Raw genomic sequence first — 18,880 nt, 5'->3', positions numbered from 1 at the left:
GCTTTATCCACCGATCGGGCAGAATCAACCGACGAGTTCCCGTATGGGACGGTCATTCGGCGTGACTCTGCGACAGGATGACGGTCCTCGACAGCATGTCGTGATCCATGGAGGACCAACCGGTGGTGCACCACCCCACACGCACCGAGAATCCCCCGCCGAACGAACCGTCCGCCTCGCAACCCGAGCAGCGCGCGACCTTCGGTGAGGTGCTCGCCAACCGCGAGTACCGGGGTGTCTTCGGCGCGAGCGTGCTCTCCTGGGTCGGCGACTACCTGGCCAAGGCCGCCGTCACGGCGCTGGTCTACCAGCAGACCCAGTCGGCCGGCGCCGCCGCGGCCACGTTCGCGATCAGCTTCGCGCCGTGGGTGCTGCTCGGGCCGCTGCTCGCGGCGGTCGCCGAGCGGTATCCGTACCGCACGGTCATGATCGTCAGCGACCTGGCCCGGATGGTGCTCATCGCGCTGGTCGCGGTGCCCGACCTGCCGGTGCCCGTGCTGATCGGCCTGCTCTTCCTGACCGCCCTCGGCAACCCGCCGTACGACGCGGCGCGCTCCGCCCTGCTCCCGTCGATCCTCACCGGGGACCGGCTGGTGGTCGGCCTGTCGCTCAACCTCAGCGCCGGCCAGGCGGCCCAGATCGCCGGCTACCTCGCGGGCGGTTTCCTCGCCGCGCTGAACCCGCGGGCGTCGCTGCTGCTCGACGCCGCCACGTTCGGCCTGTCGGCGCTGCTGCTGGCCACGTTCGTCACCAGGCGCCCCGCCGCCAACGCCCGCGCGGCGCGGCGCAACCTGCTGCGCGAGACCGCCGACGGGTTCCGGGTGGTGTTCGGCATCCCGGCGCTGCGCGGCATCGCGATCCTGGTCTTCAGCGTGACCCTGTTCGCGATCGTGCCGGAGGGCCTGGCCGCGGTCTGGGCACACCATCTCGAACCGGGGGCGAGCGACGCCGAGCGCGGTTTCGCCCAGGGCCTGATCATGCTCGCCAACCCGGCGGGCTTCGTGCTCGGCGGCATCGTGGTGGGCCGGATACTGGCCCCGGACACCAAGCGGATGCTGATCCGGCCGCTCGCGCTGCTCTGCCCGCTGGTGCTGGTGCCCGCGCTGCTGAACCCGTCCCTGACGATGGTCTGCCTGATGGCCGCCGCCTGCGGCTTCTGCGTCGCCGGCATGATGCCGACCGCCAACGGCCTGTTCGTGCAGGCGCTGCCCAACGTCTACCGGGCGCGGGCGTTCGGGGTGATGCAGAGCGGCGTGCAGGTGATGCAGGGCTCCGCCGTGCTGATCACCGGCCTGCTCGCCAACCGGTGGGCGCTGCACGAGGTCGTCGGCCTGTGGAGCGTGGCCGGCGTGGTGCTGGTGCTGGTGGCGCTCAGCGTGTGGCCGCCGCAGGACCGGTTCGCCGCCGCCATCGAGCGCGCCCGGCGCCTCAATGAGGCTCCCGCCGCCGGGTAGCCTAGGCCGGGTGAGTGACCAGCAAGCCGCCCCCACGACGTCCCTGCCGGTGCCGAACTACTTCGAGCTGCTCGGCGGGGAGGACACGTTCCGACTGCTCGTCGACGAGTTCTACGCCGGGGTGGCCGGCGACCCCGTGCTGCGCCCGATGTACCCCGAGGAGGACCTGGGGCCGGCCGCCGAGCGGCTGCGGCTGTTCCTGGTCCAGTACTGGGGCGGTCCGACCACCTACTCGCAGGAGCGCGGCCACCCGCGCCTGCGCATGCGCCACGCGCCCTTCGTCATCGGCGAGGTCGAGCGCGACGCCTGGCTGCACCACATGCGCCACGCGGTCGACGTGCTGGAGCTCTCCCCCGAGCTGGACAAGATGCTGTGGGACTACCTGGAGCGGGCCGCGTTCTTCATGGTCAATGCGGAGCACTGAGACCACGGCTCGCCGGGTGATCAGAGGCCGCTGACGGCTCCCGTGTGACCTGGGGCACTTTCCTGACCGGACCGGTCGGGAGGGTGCCCTACTTTTCGGTCGCCTCGTTAAGGCAGGTGAAGTATGCCCTGAATTACGAGGAGACGTCCTGATGCGCCGTCGCGTTGTGTCGCTGGCCGCCCTGGCCGCGATGGCACTGCCGGCCGCGGTGTGGGCCGCGCAGAGCCCCCAGCCCGAGAACCTCGGCGCCCGCCCGGTCCGCACGGTGGACGAGGATCCCGCCGACTGGACGCCGCACATCCTGGACGGCGAGGTGCACGCGCTGGCCGTGGTCGGCGACACCGTGGTGGTCGGCGGCGACTTCACCCGGGTGGCCGACGCCGTGCTCGAACAGGAGCACGAGCGCGAGCACCTGTTCGCCTTCGACCTGCGCACGGGCGAGGTGCTCGACTTCGCCCCGGAGCTCGACGGCGTGGTGCTCTCGCTGACTCCGGGGCCGGCCGGCTCCGTCTTCGTCGGCGGCACGTTCGAGGAGGTCAACGGCGACGAGCGGCGCGGCCTCGCCCGGCTGGACCTGGCCACCGGCGAGCAGGTCGAGGGCTTCGACGCGTCGATCAACTGGGGTGACGTGCGCGGCCTGGCGGTCTCCGGCGACTGGCTGTACGTCGGCGGCTCGTTCACCGCGATCGACCAGGTGGCCCGGCCGGGCCTGGCCCGGCTGGACGCGTTCACCGGCGAGGTCGACCCGTGGTTCGACGCGCGGCTGGACGCCCCCGAGATCGGCCGGGTCAAGGTGGAGGACATCGCGGTCTCCCCGGCCGGCGACCGGCTGATGGCCATCGGCGCGTTCACCCGGGTGGGCGGCGCCCGGCGGGTGCAGGCGGCGATGTTCGACCTGACCGGCAACCCGCCGAAGGCCGCGAACTGGTGGACCGACGCGTACGTGCCGCTGTGCCGGGAGGGCTTCGACACGTACATGCGCGGAGTCGACTTCTCCCCGGACGGGGAGTACCTGGTCATCGTGACCACGGGCCGGTTGAGCGGGGTCGAGATCGCGTGTGACACCGCGGCGCGGTTCGAGACGTACGCCACCGGCCGGGTCCGCCCCACCTGGATCAACCACACCGGCGGCGACTCGCTGTACGCGGTCGAGATCGTCGGCGGCGCGGTCTACGTGGGCGGGCACCAGCGCTGGCTGGACAACCCCTACGGCATGGAGTCGGCCGGGCCGGGCGCGGTGGAGCGCCCCGGGGTGGCCGCGATCCACCCGGTCACCGGGATGGCGCTGCCGTGGAACCCGACCCGCAGCCGCGGCGTGGGCGTGCGCGCCTTCGCCCCCACCCCGCTGGGCCTGCTGGTGGGCTCGGACACCGACGAGCTGGGCCGGGAGTACCACGGCCGCATCGGGCTGTTCCCGCGCATGGAGTGAGCCGCCTGGCGACCACCTCGGGACACCGTGCCGCCGTCCGCCCGCGCCCTCGCCGCCGGAGACGGCCGTGCCGCCCGCTCAGGCGGCCGACACGAAGACAGCCGCCTGTCCGGGTGTACGAGCCCCGGTCAGGCGGCTGTCGCCGTCCGCGCGCCCGTCACCGGCCGCGCGGGCGCGGTCAGAGCAGGAGGCCGCCGTCGCTGTGCATCCAGTCCACGAACGTGGTGGAGACGGAGGCGGCGCAGTCGAGGATCTCCATGAGCAGCGCGTCGTGCGCGCCGGACCGCAGCGGCACCTGCCACTCGGCGTAGATCGGCAGCTGGCCCCGCTCGGTCGGGTCGCCGACGTACGCCTTGGCGAAGCGGCGGGTGTGGTTCCACTCGTTGACGGCGCGGTAGGCCAGGTCGGCGAGCTCCGGCGGCACGGTGGCGTGCGGCCGGGCGCGGATCACCAGGATCTCGTCGTCGGGGCCCTCGACCGCGAACAGCAGCGCGTGCCGCTCCCAGAGCGCCAGCAGGCTCTCCTCGCCGTCGGAGAGGTAGCGGATGTCGAGCAGGTCCAGGGTGGCGGCGATGCGGCGCAGGTTGACCTGCGGCGTCTCAGCCGAGGCGAGCGTGGTGGGTGCCGGCGGCAGACTGTCCATCATGGACAGATCGTCCGGGACCTCGAAGAGACTGCGCTGTTGCGGCACGGTGCGCTGCCGCGCCGTCTCCGTTGTTGACTGACCCACCCGCAAGCGTTGCCACGAGAACCACGCCATCGCCAATGCTCCTGTCCGACCGTAGCCTGAAGCCGACAGATCAATGCTGAGGGAGATTGCTTGCCTACCCTCAGTTCCATCCCCGGCGAGGAGGCTACCCGGACAGCCGTCTTTCGTCATCCCCTTACCGAAGGTCCCAGGCTGAACAGACGATGCCCGATCATCTGATCGTACTGGGGACAATAGGCCGTACGGCCAAAGTCGGTGTCCGGAACCAGGCTGTCCCGTAGGAGCCGGCGAGCCCCGTCCACGGACCTGCGGTGACGACGGTCACCTCCGCCGTGCCGAGGAACCCCATCTGCACCAACGCCTGCACCAGGCGCTGGGGTACGGCGAAGGGTACACCGTCCACATCGGACACACCACTGACCGCCACGTGGTCGAGCAGCGCGTCGCGCAGCATCCGCTGCCCCACCGCACGCCCGTGCAGACCCTCCGCGGTGACCTCGCGCAGCGCTTGCGCGGCGGCCGCGGCGGCGCCGCTGATCACCGCGGCGGGCAGCCGCTCCACCGGGGTCTGCCGCTGTGGCGGCAGCGCGCCGCGCCAGTCGGCGTCCCGCACGGCCGGCTCGGTGGACCCCTCCAGCAGCGCCGACGCCGCCGCGACGCGGTCGCGGTCGACGGTGCCGGCGACGGTGCGGGTGACCAGCACGCCCCACGGCAGCGGCGCCCACAGCGCCACCCGGCCCGCCCCGGCCGGGCGCAGCCGGACCAGGGTCGCCGGGTCGAGCCGCAGCAGCCGGCGCAGGAACACCGCCGCGTCGGCGCGGTCGGTCAGGTCGACAGCCATGGCTTCAGGAAACTCTGCTCCGACTCGCTGAGCCGGCGCGGCCGCTGCCTGACCAGGTCGTAGGGCACCAGCACCGAGCGCGCGCGGCTGGCCAGCAGGTCACCGTCGAACAGCTCGTAGCAGACGGTGAACCGGGACGGCCGCAGGTCGGTGATCCAGAGCTCGATGCGCACCGGGTCGCCGTAGTCCACCGGCCGCAGGTAGTCCACCTCGTGCCGGGAGACGACGATCCCCTCCTCGAAGGAGGTCACCCCGGCCTCGCGCGCGCCCACGAACATCATCGCGACGCGCGCCTCCTCGTAGAGGGTGAGGAAGCGCGCGTTGTTGACGTGCCCGTACGCATCAAGATCGGACCACCGCAGCGCGCAGTGGTAGGTGAATCTCATCGTTCTCCGCTCGCGTTGATCGTCCGACCTGCCAGACACCTGGGCGAAAGAGCGGTCAAGATACGCCCAGGTGCCTGGCAAATCGGTTGATCATGAGGTGGTCAGTCGCGCGTCAGCTTGCGGTGCGTGACGCGGTGCGGGCGGGCGGCCTCGACGCCGAGGCGCTCGATCTTGTTCTTCTCGTACGCCTCGAAGTTGCCCTCGAACCAGAACCACTTCGACTCGTCCTCGTCGGTGCCCTCCCACGCCAGGATGTGGGTGGCCACGCGGTCGAGGAACATGCGGTCGTGGGAGATGACCACGGCGCAGCCGGGGAACTCCAGCAGCGCGTTCTCCAGGCTGGAGAGCGTCTCCACGTCCAGGTCGTTGGTCGGCTCGTCGAGCAGCAGCACGTTGCCGCCGATCTTGAGGGTGAGCGCCAGGTTGAGGCGGTTGCGCTCGCCGCCGGACAGCACGTTGACCGGCTTCTGCTGGTCCGGGCCCTTGAAGCCGAACGCGGCGACGTACGCCCGCGACGGCATCTCGACCTTGCCGACCATCAGGTAGTCCAGGCCGTCGGAGACGACCTCCCACACGGTCTTGCCGCTGTCCAGGCCGGCCCGGTTCTGGTCCACGTAGGACAGCGACACGGTCTCGCCGACCTTGACGCCGCCCTCGTCCGGCTTCTCGATGCCCACGATGGTCTTGAACAGCGTGGTCTTGCCCACGCCGTTGGGGCCGATGATGCCGACGATGCCGTTGCGCGGCAGCGAGAACGACAGGTCGTCGATGAGGACCCGGTCGCCGAAGCCCTTCTTGAGGTCCTTGACCTCGATCACCGTGTTGCCCAGGCGCGGGCCCGGCGGGATCTGGATCTCCTCGAAGTCGAGCTTGCGGGTCTTCTCGGCCTCGGCCGCCATCTCCTCGTAGCGGTCCAGGCGGGCACGGGACTTGGTCTGGCGCGCCTTGGCGTTCGACCGGACCCACTCCAGCTCCTCGGAGAGGCGCTTCTTCATCTTGGCGTCCTTGCGGCCCTCGACCGCCAGACGCGCCGCCTTCTTCTCCAGGTAGGTGGAGTAGTTGCCCTCGTACGGGTGGGTGCGGCCGCGGTCGAGCTCGAGGATCCACTGCGCCACGTTGTCGAGGAAGTACCGGTCGTGGGTGATCGCGATCACCGTGCCCGGGTACTTCGCCAGGTGCTGCTCCAGCCAGAGCACGCTCTCGGCGTCCAGGTGGTTGGTGGGCTCGTCGAGCAGCAGCAGGTCGGGCTGCTCCAGCAGCACCTTGCACAGCGCCACGCGGCGCTTCTCGCCGCCGGACAGCGGGCCGACCGGCAGGTCGGGCTCCGGGCAGCGCAGCGCGTCCATGGCCTGCTCGAGCTTGGAGTCGAGGTCCCACGCGTCGCCGTGGTCCAGCTCCTCCTGGAGCCGGCCCATCTCGTCCATCAGCGCGTCGGAGTAGTCGGTCGCCATCAGCTCGGCGATCTCGTTGAACCGGGCGAGCTTGCGCTTGGTGTCGGCGACGGCGAGCTCGATGTTCTCCAGCACCGTCAGCGACTCGTCCAGGCGCGGCTCCTGGGCCACCATGCCCACGGTGTAGCCGGGCATGAGCCGGGCCTCGCCGTTGCTCGGGATGTCCTGGCCGGCCATGATCCGCAGAAGGCTGGACTTACCCGCGCCGTTCGGGCCGACCACACCGATCTTGGCACCCGGCAGGAAGCTGAGCGTGACGTTGTCGAGCACAACCTTGTCGCCGTGCGCCTTGCGTGCCTTTTCGAGCGTGTAGATGTACTGGGCCACGGTCGGGCCAACCCCCTTCAGACGTCTTCACGTCAATACTCCCAGGTGGCTCGGGACGCCCCGACCCGGGGTTTGGCGCGGGACGGGACGGGCATCACGGACCGGGTTGTGATCAATGCGCTCCGCTGGGATGATCTACACGTATCGCCACCGCAAGCCGCGCCGTTGATCCTCCTTCCGGACGACTTCAGTAGTCTCAGAGGATGGCCAACGATCCACCGATCGGAGGAGAGGCAGCGATGGCCGATCGCAGCCCCTTTGTCGTCGTCGCCAACCGGCTCCCCGTGGACGAGGTCCCCGTGGACACCCCGGGTGGGCGCGTGACCGGCGAAGACGACCAACGCCGCCGCTGGCGGCGCAGCCCCGGCGGGCTGGTCACCGCCCTTCATCCCGTGCTCGTCGAGCGGCACGGCACCTGGATCGGCTGGGCAGGGTCGCCCGGGCCGGCTCCGGAGCCGTTCGAGCTGGACGGGATCAACCTGCGCCCCGTGCCGCTCTCCGAGGAGGACCTCGAGCGCTACTACGAGGGCCAGTCCAACGCCACGATCTGGCCGCTCTACCACGACAACGTCGAGCCGCCGGTCTTCCGGCGCCGCTGGCGCGAGGCGTACCGGGTGGTCAACCGGCGCTACGCGGAGGCCGCGGCGGAGGTGGCCGCCCAGGGCGCGACCGTCTGGGTGCAGGACTACCAGCTCCAGCTGGTCCCCGCGATGCTGCGCGAGCTGCGCCCCGACCTCAAGATCGGCTTCTTCCTGCACATCCCGTTCCCGCCCATCGAGCTGTTCATGCAGCTGCCGCAGCGAGCTGAGGTGCTGCGCGGGCTGCTCGGCGCCGACCTGGTCGGCTTCCAGCAGCGGCTGGCCGCGCAGAACTTCATCCGGCTGGCCCGCCACCTGCTCGGCACCCCGTACCACGGAAACGTGATCGAATACGAGGGACGCCAGGTCAAGGCCGATGCGTTCCCGATCTCCATCGATGTGGGCGAGATGCAGCGTCTCGCGGACAACCCACTTGTCCGCGAACGGGCCGTGCAGATCCGGGCCGAGCTGGGAGACCCCAAAACGGTTATTCTGGGCGTGGACCGGCTCGACTACACCAAGGGCATCGAGCACCGGCTGAAGGCATATCGCGAGCTACTGGCCGCGGGAAGGCTTTCCGTGCCCGAATCGGTGATGGTGCAGGTCGCGACGCCGAGCCGGGAACGGGTCGAGCACTACCAGGCACTTCGCATCAAGGTCGAGCGCGAGGTCGGCCGGATCAACGGGGATTTCGGTCGCGTCGGCGTGCCTGCCGTGCATTACCTGCACCAGTCGTACAGTCGCAGTGAGTTGGCCGCGCTGTACTGCGCGGCCGATGTGATGATGGTGACCCCGTTGCGGGACGGTATGAACCTGGTGGCCAAGGAGTACGTGGCAGCGCGCCTCGAACATGGGGGCGCGCTTGTGCTTAGTGAGTTCGCGGGCGCGGCGGGGGAGCTGCGCCAGGCGTTCCTGTGCAATCCACATGATCTGGACGCGGTCAAGGACGCACTCATGCGCGCGGTCACCGTCGACGAGCACGAGGCCCGGCGCCGGATGAGCGTGATGCAGCGGCACCTGCGCCGCCACGACGTGGCGCGCTGGGCGTCAGACTTCCTGACCGAACTGGGAGCCATACCATGACCCTGGGCATGACCGTCGATCTCGATCGCGACGGCTTCGACCCCGCCCTGCGCTCCGCGCTGACGCAGCTGGCCCGTGTACCCCACCTGCTGGTGGCGTGCGACTACGACGGCACCCTGGCGCCGATCGTGGAGGACCCGTCAGCCGCCGCCCCGCTGCCGGAGGCGGTGGCGGCGCTGCGCTCGCTGGCCACCCTGCCGCAGACCACCGTCGCGGTGGTCTCCGGCCGGGCTCTGCGCGACCTGGCGGCGCTGTCCCGCCTGCCCAGCGAGGTCCATCTGATCGGCAGTCACGGCTCCGAGTTCGACATCGGCTTCGTGCAGCGCCTCGCGCCCGACCAGGTCGACCTGCGCAGCCGGCTGCAGGCCGAGCTGGAACGCATCGCCGCCGAGCATCCGGGCGTACGCCTGGAGAACAAGCCGGCCAGCGTGGCGGTGCACCTGCGCACCGCCTCCCGGGCCGTCGCCACGGCGGTGACCGACGCCATCCGATGCGGCCCGGCCGCCTGGCCCAACGTGCACACCACCGAGGGCAAGGAGGTCGTCGAGCTGTCGGTGCTCGCCTCGAACAAGGGCACCGCCATCGACGAGCTGCGCCGCCAGGTCTCGGCCGGCGCCGTGCTGTTCATGGGCGACGACATCACCGACGAGAACGCCTTCCGCACCCTGTCCGGCAAGGACGTCGGCGTCAAGGTCGGCACCGGCGAGACCGCCGCCGGCCACCGGGTCACCGACCCGCTGCAGGCCGTACGCATCCTGGCGCTGCTGCTGGACACCCGCCGGCACTGGCTGTTCGGCGAGCGGGCGGTGCCGATCGAGCGCCACTCGATGCTCGCCGACGGGCGCACCGTCGCGCTGATCAGCCCGGACGCCCGGGTCAGCTGGCTGTGCCACCCGCGCCCCGACTCGGCGGCGATCTTCGCCGACCTGCTCGGCGGCGCACCCGCGGGCCACTTCACCGTCGCGCCGCAGCGCGGCGGGCACCCGCTGGGCCAGCGCTACCGCACCGGCACGATGACCGTGGAGACCCGCTGGTCCGGGCTGACCGTCACGGACTGGCTGGAGGGCGACAGCCTGATGCGCCGCCTGACCGGCAACACCGTGGTGCGCGTCGAGTACGCCCCGCGACCCGAGTTCGGGCAGGTGCCGGTGCAGCTGCAGCCGCTCACCGACGGGCTGCTGGTGCTGGGCACCAGCGAGCACCTGTGCCTGTACTCCCCCGGCGTGGAGTGGGACGTCGTCGACGACGGCGGGCACGACACCGCCCGCGCGGTGATCGACCTGTCCAGGATGAACGGCGAGGCGCTGCTGGAGATGCGCATGCGCAGCCACAACCTGACCCCGAACGCGCTGACGGTCGGCGAGCGGCTGGAGAAGGCCGAGTCGTCCTGGCGGGAGTGGGCCAACTCGCTGGAGCTGCCGTCGGTCGAGAAGGAGACGGTGCTGCGCAGCGCGCTCACGCTGCGCGGCCTGTGCCACTTCGAGGGCGGCGGCGTCATCGCGGCGGCCACCACCTCGCTGCCGGAGACGCTGGGCGGCATCCGCAACTGGGACTACCGGTTCTGCTGGCTGCGCGACGGTGCCATGACGGTCAAGGCGCTGGTCGAGCTGGGCTCGCTGACCGAGGCCGAGGCGTTCCTGCGCTGGGTCGACGGCGTCGTGGACCGCACCGGCGGGCACCCGGAGCGCCTGCACCCGCTCTACACCGTTGACGGGTACGAGCTCGGCCCCGAGGCGGTGATCGAGAGCCTGCCCGGCTACGCCGGCTCCCGGCCGGTGCGCGTCGGCAACGCCGCCAACAAGCAGCTGCAGCTCGACGTGTTCGGGCCGGTGGCGGACGTGCTGATGGCGGTCGCCGACAGGCGCGGCAAGATCCGTCATGAGGAGTGGCGGGTCATGGAGGCCATGGTCCAGGCGGTCGGCCAGCGCTGGCACGAGCCCGACCACGGCATCTGGGAGGCCCGCCTGCCTCCGCGCCACCACGTGTACTCCAAGGTCATGTCCTGGATGACGGTGGACCGGGCGATCAAGGTGCTGGAACGGCACACCAACGAGGAGCGGCCCGAGTGGGTCGAGCTGCGTGACCGGATCGCCGACAACGTCCTGCACCAGGGCTGGCACGAGGGCACCAAGGCGTACACCGTCGCGTACGGCTTCCCGGAGATGGACGCCTCCAGCCTGTGGATCGGCCTGTCCGGGCTGCTCGCCGACGACGACCCGCGCTTCCTGGACACGGTGCTGGCCGTCGAGGCCGAGCTGCGGTCCGGGCCGGTGGTCTACCGGTACAAGTGGGACGACGGCATGCCCGGCAAGGAGGGCGGCTTCCACATCTGCACCGCGTGGCTGATCGAGGCGTACCTGCGCACCGGCCGCCGGGCCGACGCCCAGGAGCTGTTCGACCAGATGCTGGCCACGGCCGGGCCGACCGGGCTGCTGCCCGAGCAGTACGACCCCGACCTGGAGCGGGGCCTGGGCAACCACCCGCAGGCGTACAGCCACCTCGGCCTGATCAGGTGCGCCCAGCTCCTGGCCGCCTGACCCGCTGCACCGCACGGGCCCGCCCCACCCCGGGGCGGGCCCGCTTTTTCATGGACGGGTCGAGGGCGGGGCGGGGCGGCGAGCCACGCCAGGCATGGACGTTGGCCTACTACATCGACTCCGGGGCGCGAGAATTCGACGTGATAGGCCGACGTCCATGGAAGACGGGTGGGTCAGGGTGCGAGGACGTCGACGACGTCGCCTATGACCACGATGGCGGGTGGGTCGAAGGACTTCGCCAGGGCGGGGAGGTCGGCGAGGGTGCCGTGCACGGAGCGCTGCTGGTCGGTGGTGCCCTCCTGGATGATCGCCGCCGGGGTCGCGGCGGCGCGGCCGTGGGCCAGCAGGGCGGCCGTGATCGCGGGCAGGTTCTTCAGGCCCATGAGGATGACCAGGGTGCCGCGCATGCGGGCCAGCGCCGACCAGTCCACCAGCGAGTCGGGGTGCTCGGGGCCGATGTGCCCGCTGAGCACGGTGAACTCGTGTGCGACCCGGCGGTGGGTGACCGGCACCCCGGCCGCGGCGGGCACCGAGATGGCGCTGGTCACACCGGGCACCACGGTGACCGGCACGCCCGCCTCGGCGCAGGCCAGCACCTCCTCGCCGCCCCGGCCGAAGACGTACGGGTCGCCGCCCTTGAGGCGCACCACGAACAGTCCGGCCTTGGCCCGCTCGACCAGGATGCGGTTGATCTCCTCCTGCTGGGCGGCCGGGCCGTACGGCAGCTTCGCCACGTCGACCAGCTCGACGTCGGCGCGCAGCTCGTCGAGCAGCAGGCCGGGCGCGAGCCGGTCGGCGACGACCACGTCGGCCGCGGCCAGCAGCCGGCGGCCCTTGACGGTGATCAGCTCGGGGTCGCCGGGGCCGCCGCCGACCAGCGCGACGGTGCCCTTGACCTCGTCGGGCACGGTGGCCTCGTCGGTGGCGAGCAGGCTCGCGATCCGGTCGCGCACGGCGACCGCCCGGCGCGGCTCACCGCCGGCGAGCACGGCCACGGTGACCGCGCCGTGCCGGGCCACCGCCGGGGTCCAGGCGCTGGCCGCGTGCCGGTCGTCGGCGCGTACGCAGAAGATGCGCCGCTGCTCCGCCGCGGTCGAGACCCGCGCGGCGGCGTCCGGATCGTCCACGGCGACCTGGACCAGCCAGACGCCGTCCAGGTCGTCCTCGGTGAACGGCCGCCGTACCCAGTCGAGCCGGCCCGCGTCGGCGAGCCCGCGCAGGGCCGGGGTCAGCGCCGGCGAGACCAGGCGCACCACGGCGCCCGCGGCCAGCAGGGCGGGCACCCGCCGGGTGGCGACGGCGCCACCGCCGACAACCAGCACCGACCGGCCTTCCAGCCGCAGGGCCAGCGGATACAGATCGCTCACTGCTTGTGCTCATCCTTTGAGGAGACGCCTGCGCTGTCGAACGTCGCCATCTCGTGCATCACCCGCACCGATCCGGCGGCGACCGGGTAGGCCAGCACCGCGCCGGTGCCCTCGCCCAGGCGCAGGCCGAGGCTCAGCAGCGGGTTCAGTTCGAGCTGCGACAGCGCCACGCTAGCGCCCGGCTCGACCGACTCGTGCCCGGCGATCATCGCGTCCCGGCTGCTGGGCGCGAACGCGACCGCGGTGAGCGCGGCGGCCGCGGCGATCACGCCGTCGAGGATGACGGGCGTGCGGCGGGCGGCCGCGCCGAGGATGAACCCGGTGAGCCCGGCGTGCTCCAGCCCGCCGACCGCGGCCAGCACCGCCAGCGGGTCGCTCGCGGGGTCGTCCTGCCAGGACGGGCCGTGCAGGGCCAGCGCCCGCCGGATCACCTCGACCTTGCGCAGGTGGGTGGGCGCGTCGATGCCGGTGCCGTAGCCGGTGACCACGCCGGCGTCGCGGCCGGTGAAGGCGGAGATCAGCGCGGCGGAGGCGGTGGTGTTGCCGATGCCCATGTCCCCGGTGAGCAGCACCCGCGCCCCGCCGTCGATCAGCGCGTGCGCGGTGGAGACGCCGACCTCCAGCGCGGCCTGCGCCTCGGCCCGGGTCATCGCGGGCTCGACCGTCATGTCCCGGGTGCCGGCGCGGACCTTGGCGGAGACGAGCCCGTCGGCGGGGGGCAGGTCGGCGGCGACGCCGACGTCGACCACGGTCACCGTCACGCCGGTCTGGCGGGCCAGCGCGTTGACCGCCGCGCCGCCGGCCAGGAAGTTCGCCACCATCTGCGTGGTGACCTCCTGCGGCCACGGCGTGACGCCCTGGGCGTGCACCCCGTGGTCGCCCGCAAAGATCGCCAGGTGGGCGGGCTCCAGCAGCGGCGGCGGGCACAGCGCGGCGAGGCCGGCCAGCCGCACGGACAGCTCCTCCAGCTCACCCAGGGAACCGGCCGGCTTGGTCAGCCTGGCCTGGAGTTCCCGGGCCTGCGTCATGGCGGCGGCGTCGAGCGGCCGGACCGCCCCGATCGTTAGTCCCAACAGCTCACTGGTCACGCCCCCAACCTCATCACGTCGGCTGTCGTGATGCCGACTCGGGGGGAGAAAACGTCGCGTCTTTTACTGCTTTGAATCCATCGTCTGCGTAGTTTGTCCTACCTTTGTAGGGTGAAGCCGCTAAGCCGCCTAAAAGACGCAATTTCTGCCACTGGCCGTCTCGCACCGATCCTGCGCTCGGGCCTGCTCGCCGGCGTCGTCGTGGCCGCGGTCACGTACCCGCTGGCCGCGGTGGGCGGCCTCGGGCTGAAGGCCGGCGCAGATTACTACGACTCCCTGCCCTCGGAGCTCAAGAGCCTGCCCCCGGCGCAGACCAGCTATGTGTACGCCTCGGACGGCAAGACGCTCCTCACGAACTTCTACGAGGAGCACCGCAAGTACGCGCCGATCGACGAGATCTCGGAGAACATCCGCAAGGCGATCGTGGCCAGCGAGGACGGGCGCTTCTACCAGCACAACGGCGTCGACGCCAAGGGCATCGCGCGGGCCTTCGTGGCCAACCACACCGCGGGCGAGGTGTCCCAGGGCGCCTCGACGCTGACCATGCAGTACGTGCGCATGGCGCTGCGCGACGGCGCGCAGACCCCGGCCGAGGTGATGGCGGCGACCGAGCAGACCCCGATCCGCAAGATCCGGGAGGCGCGCCTGGCGATGAAGGTGGAGAAGGAGCTCAGCAAGACCGAGATCCTGGAGCGCTACCTCAACGTGGCGTACTTCGGCCACCGGGCATACGGCGTCTTCGCGGCGGCGCAGATCTTCTTCTCGAAGCTGCCCAAGGACCTCACGCTGGCCGAGTCGGCGACGCTGGCGGGCCTGGTCAAGGCGCCCAGCGCGTACGACCCCGCGGGCAGCGACCAGACCGCGGCCACCCAGCGGCGCAACTACGTCATCGACCGCATGGCGGAGCTCGCCTACATCACGCCCGAGGTCGCGGCGGCCACCAAGCTGGAACCGATCAAGCTGAAGATCACCGAGCCGCCGAACGACTGCATCTCGGTGGCGAAGAAGAACAACAGCTGGGGCTTCTTCTGCGACATGTTCAAGAACTGGTGGCTGTCGCAGCCCGCGTTCGGGGCCAACCCGGGCGAGCGCGAGGACAACCTGCGCCGCGGCGGCTACCGGATCACCACGTCGCTGGACCCGAAGATCCAGGACATCGCGATGGAGCACGTGACCAAGCGGCAGCCCATCGGCAGCGCGTACGCCCTCGGCGAGGTCGTGGTGCAGCCCGGCACCGGCCTGGTCAAGGCGATGGCGGTGAACCGGACGTACTCGCTGGACCAGGCGAACAACGGCGCGCACACCGACCCGAAGCGCTACGGCAAGATCAAGGGCAACTACCCGAACACGGTGAACCCGCTGCTCGGCGGCGGCAACCTGCCCGGATACCAGGCCGGCTCGACCTTCAAGGTCTTCACGATGGTCGCCGCGCTGGACGCCGGGATGAAGATGAACACCTGGTTCTACGCCCCGCACCGCTACAAGTCGCAGTACTTCGCCGGCTGGGGCGAGCGCGGCTCCTGCGGCGGCGGGCACTGGTGCCCGAGCAACGCCAGCGGCTCGATGACCGGCAACCACGCCATGTGGTCCGGCTTCGGCAAGTCGGTCAACACGTACTTCGTGCAGCTGGAGCAGAAGGTCGGCGCGGACAAGGCGGTGCGGATGGCCGAGCGGCTCGGCCTGAAGTGGCGCACCGAGATCGACAAGCTGCAGGCCTCGCCCGGCAAGTCGAAGACCTGGGGTGCGTTCACCCTCGGCGTCGCCGACACCACCCCGCTGGAGATGGCCAACGCGTACGCCACCATGGCCGCCGACGGCAAGTTCTGCGAGGCGCTGCCCGTCACCGGGATCATGAAGCCCGACGGCAGCCCGGCCATGATGGACGTCAAGGGCCAGCAGGTGCCCGTCGCCACGCCCCGCTGCCGGCAGGAGGTCAGCAAGGACGTGGCCCGCGCCGCCACCGACGCGATGCGCTGCGTCACCGGGTACGGCGCCGCCAAGGGCGCGTGCGGCGGCTGGTCCACCGCGCCGGGCGTGTACGGCATGGTCGACCGGCCGGTGGCCGGCAAGACCGGCACCACCGACGACACCCGCGCCGCCTGGTTCGTGGGCTTCACCAAGGAGCTGGCCGCGGCGAGCTTCATGGCCGACCCGGACAACCCGTTCCACGCCACCGGCGACTACAACTCCTGGAAGCCGATCGAGACCGTCGCGTACACGCTGAAGGACGCGCTCAAGGGCCAGGACGTCCAGAAGTTCACCCCGCCGTCGGACAAGATCCTCGGCAAGAAGCCGGCGAACCTGCCGAACCCGAAGAAGAAAAAGAAGAACTGATCCGGCCCACACGAAAGGGGCCCCCGCCGACCGGCGGGGGCCCCTTTCGTCGTCTGCCCGGTTTCGGTTGCTCGCGTCGCGCTCAGCGCAGGTCGGCGGCGACTATCGACCAGATCTCCAGGTCGACGCGCCCGCTGTGCACGTAGCCCGCGTTGCGCAGCAGGCCCTCGTAGGTGAAGCCCGCCTTCTCGGCCACCCGGCGCGAGGCGGTGTTGCCCGGCGCGACCCGCAGCTCGATGCGCTGGAAGCCGTGCTCCAGCACCAGTGCCAGGGTCAGCGCGTCCACCGCCTCCGGCGCCATGCCCAGCCCGCGCGTGTCCGCCGAGACGGCGTACGAGATCTCGGTGACCCGGCCCACCCAGTCGGTCCGCTTGGTCCACAGGCAGCCGACCAGCCGCTGGTCCTCGCGCCGCACGACGCCGTAGTGGTCGCCCATGCCGCTGTCGCGGCGCTCCCCCGCCATCTCGGTGCACCACGAGCGCCCGTCGATCTGCCCGAACTCCTTCGGGAACGGCAGCCAGCGCTGCGTGTGCTTGTCGGCGAAGATCTCGGTCACCGGATCGGCGTCGGCCGCCGTCAGCGGGCGCACGTCCAGCCGCGGCGTCTGCACGGTGAGCGTCGGAAAGCGGCGTACGGCGAGGTTGCCCAGCCCGGCGAAGCCGGAAGTGGGATTGCCAGACATACGGGACTCCAGACGTTGCGCGGCACCCCGCCGCGGCGAGGCGCTCGATCCGTACCCTCGGACGCGGGGCGGCTGTCCGAAGCTGCACCATACCCGCTGTGTCCGCCGGACGCCCGAGTGGCCGTTCCACCGATCGTCCGTGATAGAACTCACAGCTCAGGGCCTGGGTAGACTGCCCGCGTGCGCTCCCTCCTGACCCGTCGCTGGTTGACCGTCTTCGCCGTCGCCCTGCTCGCCTCCTTCGTGATGGTGCTGCTCGGCCAATGGCAGTGGGGCCGCTACGAGCTGCGCAGCGCGATCAACGACCGGATCGACGCCAGCACCGTGGTCGACCCGGTGCCGGTCGGCGACGTGCTGGCCGCGGCCCCGCCCGGCCGTGGCGCGGCCCCGTCGCCCGGCGAGGACCGGGCCTGGACCCGCGTCACCGCCACCGGGCGGTACGACAGCAGCCAGGAGATCCTGGTCCGCAACCGCACCGTGGACGGCCAGGTCGGCTACGAGGTGCTCACCCCGCTGCTGCTGGCCGACGGCTCGGCGCTGCTGGTGGACCGCGGCTGGGTGCCGCCCCACCCCGACGGCATCACCGTCGCCCCCGACTTCCCGGCCGCGCCCGGCGGCACCGTCACCGTCGTCGGCCGCGTGCACCTGACCGAGTCCGGCGCGGGCGCCGTCGAGCAGCGCAACGGCCACTGGGAGACCCGCCGCGTCGGCGTGCCCGCCATCGCCGAGCGGCTGCCCTACCCGGTGCTCGGCGCGTACGTGCTGGCCGACGAGGACACCCCCGGCGCGCAGGGACTCACCGCCATCCCCGTCGACCACGAGAACGACTGGCTCAACCTCGGGTACGCCGTCCAGTGGTGGATCTTCGCGGTGGGCGCGCTGGTCGGCGTGGCGTACCTGGCCCGCCGCGACCTGCGCGCCGAGCGCGAGCAGGCCTCCGCCGCCGCAGGTCCCGACCCGGACGGCACGGACGGCGACGGCGTGCCGGGCGACGGTCCGTCCGGTCCGGACGGCGCCGCCGACCGGAAGCCGACCGCTCCTGCCGGGAGTCCGGCAGGCGCGTAGCCGATATCGTGCCGGGTGTGACCGACGAGCAGCCCGACCAGCCCGACCACCGCGACCTGCCGCCGACCCTGCCGCTGCCCACGGAGCCGCTGGCCGCGTTCGGCGCCCGCGCCCGCGCCGAGGCGCCCGACCAGGCCCAGGCCAAGCTGCCCGTCCCGCCCGCGGAGCCGACGCATCGCATCACCCCGCCCGCCGACGCGATGCCCACGACCCCGGTCGTCTACCTGCCCGCGCCTCCGGTCGCGTCCGCTCCCCCGGCCCCGCCGCACCCGCCGGTCGGGTCCGAGCCGACGGTCGCCGCGGATCCGTCGCCGACGGTGCCGTACACGCCGCCGGTCGCCTCCGCCCCGCCGGTCGCATCGGCCCCGCCCGTCGCCTCCGCGCCGCCTGCGGTGTCCGGGCGTGCCGCGGTCTCGGCGCCGGTTCCGCCGGTCGCGCCCGCGCCGCGTGTGGCCTCGGCACCCGTACCGCCGGTCGCGTACCCGCCGCCGGTCCCGTCGGCCCCGCCCGTGGCTTCGGCTCCACCGGTCGCCTCGGCGCCGCCCGTGGTCTCCGCCCCGGTGCCGCCGGTCGTGCCGCAACCGCATCCCGCGCCGGTGACGCAGCCGGCGCCGCCGCGCCTGCAGATGCCGCACACCCCCGCCCCGGCGCCACGGGTCCAGCCCGCCCCACCCGCTCAGCCCGCCGGCCCCGGGCCGGTGCTGGTGCAGCTCGGCGACGTGCGAGTCACCTCGACCACGATCCACACGCCCACCGGTGACATCCCGCTGCGCGGCTCGCAGTGGGCGGTCAGCGACCAGTGGCACACCCAGCAGCGCATCCCCACCTGGGCCGTGGTCTGCGCCGTGCTCGGCTTCTTCCTGCTCTGCTTCCTGAGCCTGTTCTTCCTGCTGGCCAAGGAGACGCGCTACTCCGGCACGGTGCAGGTGATGATCAGCAACGGCGGGCGCCAGTACGTCACCCGCATCCCGGTCACCGACCAGCGCGTGGTCGCCCACATCCACGCCCAGGTCAACTACGTACGCTCCCTCGCCGCCCTCTGACCCCTCCCGTCCCGCTTTTGCATAGACGTTGGCCTATCTGGATGACTCCGAATCGCAAATTCGTCATCCAGATAGGCCAACG

The 18,880-nt window shown here is 71.8% G+C and carries 15 protein-coding genes; 8 read left to right on the top strand and 7 right to left on the bottom strand.

Annotated features, from left to right (window positions below; translation table 11 throughout):
- Positions 1 to 107 precede the first annotated feature (107 nt).
- The 3 genes from AB0J67_RS08355 to AB0J67_RS08345 all read left to right on the top strand — a co-directional run bounded on the left by AB0J67_RS08355 (position 108) and on the right by AB0J67_RS08345 (position 3,307).
- A complete protein-coding gene (locus AB0J67_RS08355; protein ID WP_363478003.1) occupies positions 108 to 1,454 on the top strand; it encodes an MFS transporter in 1,347 nt (448 codons plus the stop codon).
- Between the two features lie 10 nt (positions 1,455 to 1,464).
- Positions 1,465 to 1,878, top strand: coding sequence for a globin (locus tag AB0J67_RS08350; protein ID WP_363478000.1), 414 nt, complete (start codon positions 1,465 to 1,467; stop codon positions 1,876 to 1,878).
- A 151-nt stretch (positions 1,879 to 2,029) separates the two neighbouring features.
- A complete protein-coding gene (locus AB0J67_RS08345; RefSeq protein ID WP_363477997.1) occupies positions 2,030 to 3,307 on the top strand; it encodes a PKD domain containing protein in 1,278 nt (425 codons plus the stop codon).
- A gap of 178 nt (positions 3,308 to 3,485) precedes the next feature.
- Here the strand turns inward: AB0J67_RS08345 and AB0J67_RS08340 are convergent, their stop codons facing one another.
- From AB0J67_RS08340 to ettA, 4 genes are all read right to left on the bottom strand, one after another.
- The gene (locus AB0J67_RS08340; RefSeq protein WP_363477994.1) at positions 3,486 to 3,953 is read right to left on the bottom strand and encodes a YbjN domain-containing protein; all 468 of its coding nucleotides are present in this window, start codon (positions 3,951 to 3,953) and stop codon (positions 3,486 to 3,488) included.
- A gap of 274 nt (positions 3,954 to 4,227) precedes the next feature.
- Entirely contained in the window at positions 4,228 to 4,857 is a 630-nt protein-coding gene (locus AB0J67_RS08335) for a hypothetical protein (RefSeq protein WP_363477991.1), read from the bottom strand.
- Positions 4,842 to 5,243 carry a thioesterase family protein gene (locus AB0J67_RS08330; RefSeq protein ID WP_363477989.1) on the bottom strand — a complete coding sequence of 134 codons (402 nt, stop codon included), beginning with the start codon at positions 5,241 to 5,243 and terminating at the stop codon, positions 4,842 to 4,844. Before AB0J67_RS08330 ends, AB0J67_RS08335 begins: the two co-directional genes overlap by 16 nt.
- A 101-nt stretch (positions 5,244 to 5,344) precedes the next feature.
- The gene (ettA, locus tag AB0J67_RS08325) at positions 5,345 to 7,021 is read right to left on the bottom strand and encodes an energy-dependent translational throttle protein EttA (RefSeq protein WP_363477986.1); all 1,677 of its coding nucleotides are present in this window, start codon (positions 7,019 to 7,021) and stop codon (positions 5,345 to 5,347) included.
- Between the two features lie 239 nt (positions 7,022 to 7,260).
- Between ettA and AB0J67_RS08320 the strand changes: the two genes are divergently transcribed.
- Both AB0J67_RS08320 and otsB read left to right on the top strand, forming a co-directional pair.
- Positions 7,261 to 8,682: a trehalose-6-phosphate synthase gene (locus tag AB0J67_RS08320; protein ID WP_363478142.1), complete on the top strand. Its 1,422-nt coding sequence runs from the start codon at positions 7,261 to 7,263 to the stop codon at positions 8,680 to 8,682.
- Positions 8,683 to 8,690: 8 nt separating this feature from the next.
- Entirely contained in the window at positions 8,691 to 11,219 is a 2,529-nt protein-coding gene (gene otsB, locus AB0J67_RS08315; RefSeq protein ID WP_363477984.1) for a trehalose-phosphatase, read from the top strand.
- A gap of 173 nt (positions 11,220 to 11,392) precedes the next feature.
- Here the strand turns inward: otsB and cobA are convergent, their stop codons facing one another.
- A complete protein-coding gene (gene cobA / locus AB0J67_RS08310; RefSeq protein ID WP_363477981.1) occupies positions 11,393 to 12,586 on the bottom strand; it encodes a uroporphyrinogen-III C-methyltransferase in 1,194 nt (397 codons plus the stop codon).
- Positions 12,583 to 13,662, bottom strand: a complete 1,080-nt coding sequence (gene cobT, locus AB0J67_RS08305) for a nicotinate-nucleotide--dimethylbenzimidazole phosphoribosyltransferase (protein ID WP_363478139.1) — start codon at positions 13,660 to 13,662, stop codon at positions 12,583 to 12,585. Before cobT ends, cobA begins: the two co-directional genes overlap by 4 nt.
- A gap of 153 nt (positions 13,663 to 13,815) precedes the next feature.
- Between cobT and AB0J67_RS08300 the strand changes: the two genes are divergently transcribed.
- Positions 13,816 to 16,008, top strand: coding sequence for a transglycosylase domain-containing protein (locus AB0J67_RS08300; protein WP_363478136.1), 2,193 nt, complete (start codon positions 13,816 to 13,818; stop codon positions 16,006 to 16,008).
- Positions 16,009 to 16,090: 82 nt separating this feature from the next.
- Here the strand turns inward: AB0J67_RS08300 and AB0J67_RS08295 are convergent, their stop codons facing one another.
- The gene (locus AB0J67_RS08295) at positions 16,091 to 16,690 is read right to left on the bottom strand and encodes a GNAT family protein (RefSeq protein ID WP_363477978.1); all 600 of its coding nucleotides are present in this window, start codon (positions 16,688 to 16,690) and stop codon (positions 16,091 to 16,093) included.
- Positions 16,691 to 16,870: 180 nt separating this feature from the next.
- Between AB0J67_RS08295 and AB0J67_RS08290 the strand changes: the two genes are divergently transcribed.
- Positions 16,871 to 17,755: an SURF1 family protein gene (locus AB0J67_RS08290; RefSeq protein WP_363477976.1), complete on the top strand. Its 885-nt coding sequence runs from the start codon at positions 16,871 to 16,873 to the stop codon at positions 17,753 to 17,755.
- Between the two features lie 17 nt (positions 17,756 to 17,772).
- Positions 17,773 to 18,798 carry a hypothetical protein gene (locus tag AB0J67_RS08285; protein ID WP_363477973.1) on the top strand — a complete coding sequence of 342 codons (1,026 nt, stop codon included), beginning with the start codon at positions 17,773 to 17,775 and terminating at the stop codon, positions 18,796 to 18,798.
- Positions 18,799 to 18,880: the final 82 nt, after the last annotated feature.

Origin of the sequence: Catellatospora sp. NPDC049609, from assembly GCF_040675365.1 — a bacterium.
Classification (GTDB): Bacteria; Actinomycetota; Actinomycetes; order Mycobacteriales; family Micromonosporaceae; genus Catellatospora.
This window is presented reverse-complemented; position numbering and strand designations above follow the sequence as displayed.

Bases quoted from the DNA above. Each gene is read 5' to 3' on its own strand.
- AB0J67_RS08335 (WP_363477991.1), bottom strand. From the start codon at position 4,857: ATGGCTGTCGACCTGACCGACCGCGCCGACGCGGCGGTGTTCCTGCGC.
- AB0J67_RS08330 (WP_363477989.1), bottom strand. From the start codon at position 5,243: ATGAGATTCACCTACCACTGCGCGCTGCGGTGGTCCGATCTTGATGCG.
- otsB (WP_363477984.1), top strand. From the start codon at position 8,691: ATGACCGTCGATCTCGATCGCGACGGCTTCGACCCCGCCCTGCGCTCC.
- AB0J67_RS08340 (WP_363477994.1), bottom strand. From the start codon at position 3,953: ATGATGGACAGTCTGCCGCCGGCACCCACCACGCTCGCCTCGGCTGAG.
- AB0J67_RS08345 (WP_363477997.1), top strand. From the start codon at position 2,030: ATGCGCCGTCGCGTTGTGTCGCTGGCCGCCCTGGCCGCGATGGCACTG.
- AB0J67_RS08320 (WP_363478142.1), top strand. From the start codon at position 7,261: ATGGCCGATCGCAGCCCCTTTGTCGTCGTCGCCAACCGGCTCCCCGTG.
- AB0J67_RS08295 (WP_363477978.1), bottom strand. From the start codon at position 16,690: ATGTCTGGCAATCCCACTTCCGGCTTCGCCGGGCTGGGCAACCTCGCC.
- AB0J67_RS08355 (WP_363478003.1), top strand. From the start codon at position 108: ATGGAGGACCAACCGGTGGTGCACCACCCCACACGCACCGAGAATCCC.